The organism is Nodosilinea sp. LEGE 07298, from assembly GCF_015207265.1.
Lineage (GTDB): Bacteria > Cyanobacteriota > Cyanobacteriia > Phormidesmidales > Phormidesmidaceae > Nodosilinea.
The window spans coordinates 1-1,731 of record NZ_JADEXE010000558.1; the positions used below are offsets into that span (position 1 = coordinate 1).

1 protein-coding gene and 1 pseudogene are annotated in these 1,731 nt (G+C 54.0%); one reads left to right on the plus strand and one right to left on the minus strand.

What is annotated here, in order from left to right:
• Window positions 1-371: 371 nt before the first annotated feature.
• A pseudogene (locus IQ273_RS34270) lies at window positions 372-1,196 on the plus strand (IS1634 family transposase); the annotation flags it as partial.
• A 302-nt stretch (window positions 1,197-1,498) separates the two neighbouring features.
• Here the strand turns inward: IQ273_RS34270 and IQ273_RS34275 are convergent.
• Window positions 1,499-1,731, minus strand: a 233-nt coding sequence (locus IQ273_RS34275) for a hypothetical protein (RefSeq protein WP_228054374.1), incomplete at its 5' end; no start/stop codon positions are given.

The window sequence follows — 1,731 nt, forward strand, 5'->3', positions numbered from 1 at the left end:
CGTGCAGTCGTTCTTCGAAAGGCGACCACTGCTACAGCGCTCATGAACGGGGGTGCTGACCTTCTCTCAGACCCTGCAATCCGCCAATCTAGCTGTCGCGTCACCTCTATGTACTTGACATTTGATAGTTTGTCGAGGGTGAAGACGCCATTACCTAATCTTGAGGCTACATCCTATTAACGCCAGTCCCTCACCCGCAATGGGTTAGGGACATCCCGACCGTTGAGGGTGCAATCTCACCGCTTGGCAACCCTGCAAAAGATGCGCCAGCATAAAAATATAATTTAACAGCCACCTACTTTCCGGATAGGTTCTTAGCCCTGACGGTGTCAAGCGGGAACCAATCGGACAAAGCTGTCTTTGGCGAGCGGGTGACGGCCTTCGCTCAGCAGTGGAACCTAGAGGGGATTCTCGTCGCCGATAGTGCGCTGTATAGCGACGCCAATTTAGCCCAGATGGGCGACCTGCGTTGGATTACCCGAGTGCCCTTGACCCTGGCCGAGGCGCAAACCCTCGTCAGTGACTTACCCACTGAGACCTTTGAGGCCAGTGAGCGAGACGGCTATCGTCTGGCCTGTGTGTGCAGCACCTATGGCGGGGTGAAGCAACTCTGGGTCGTGGTTGAAAACCAAGCCCGAGTCGACAGTGACCGGCGGCAGATTGAGCGACAAGTGGAGAAACATCGACAGCAGGCCGAAATCCAACTCCGGCGGCAAGGGAAAATCGACTTTAACTATGCTGAGGATGCCCGTAACTAAGCCCAAGCGCTAGCCGCCCGGTGGCGTTACCATACCCTCCCTGAGGTGCAGGTCGTGGAGCGTCCCCACTATCAACGACCTGGACAACCTAAGGCGGGCGAGACACCGAGTCGTATCACCTATCGCCTGATGGCTCAGGTGGTGGCCGATGACGCGGCCATTACAAAAGCGAAACGCAAGGCCGGTCGCTTTATCCTGGCCACCAATGACATCTGCGACTCGACCCTGACGGCTGAGCAAGTCTTGAGTGATTACAAGGGACAGTATGCCCCAGAACGAAGCTTTGGCTTGCTCAAAGACCCCTTGTTCTTTACCTCCAGTGTCTTTCTCAAGACGCCGCAGCGGATTGCGGCGTTGGTCATGGTCATGGGCTTGGCGGTGATGGTCTATACGCTGGCCCAACGGCAACTCCGGCAGGCGTTGGTAGACGCCAATGAAACGGTGCTTGACCAGCGCAAGCAGCTTACCCAAACGCCCATATTACGCTGGATTTTTCTGCATAACTCGATTCAAACGCTTCCCATGGAATCATTGCCGCCAGCGTCACCCAGCAATTCTTCCCCGATAGTTTGCCCCCAAACGACAAGTAAAAGTTCTCAAAGCTCAGTTGACTTGGGCTCGATTAGTGGTATGTCGGTCTCTGCGTCCAAGGATTTCAGCGGCAGTGCACAATTTTCCTTGCACTTTAGCAACTCTTAACCACGCCGAATCATTCTATCCGCTTAGCTTTGGGGGCTTTTTCAGCAAGCCCTAATTAATACCCTCAACCTCATCTTCTCCAGAGCATCGAGCTGGATCCAAACAACAAAACCGTGCGACACCGTAATGATGTCGCACGGTTTTGAATAGAGTTGTTGTGAAACAGTGAGGAATTGATTCAGTTGTTGTTGAGGGCTGGTGATTTTGTATCTTGCCCCTAAGCCGCCTCCAGATAGAAGTTCCACAGCCCGGCAGCCGTGACCATTGAGCGGTC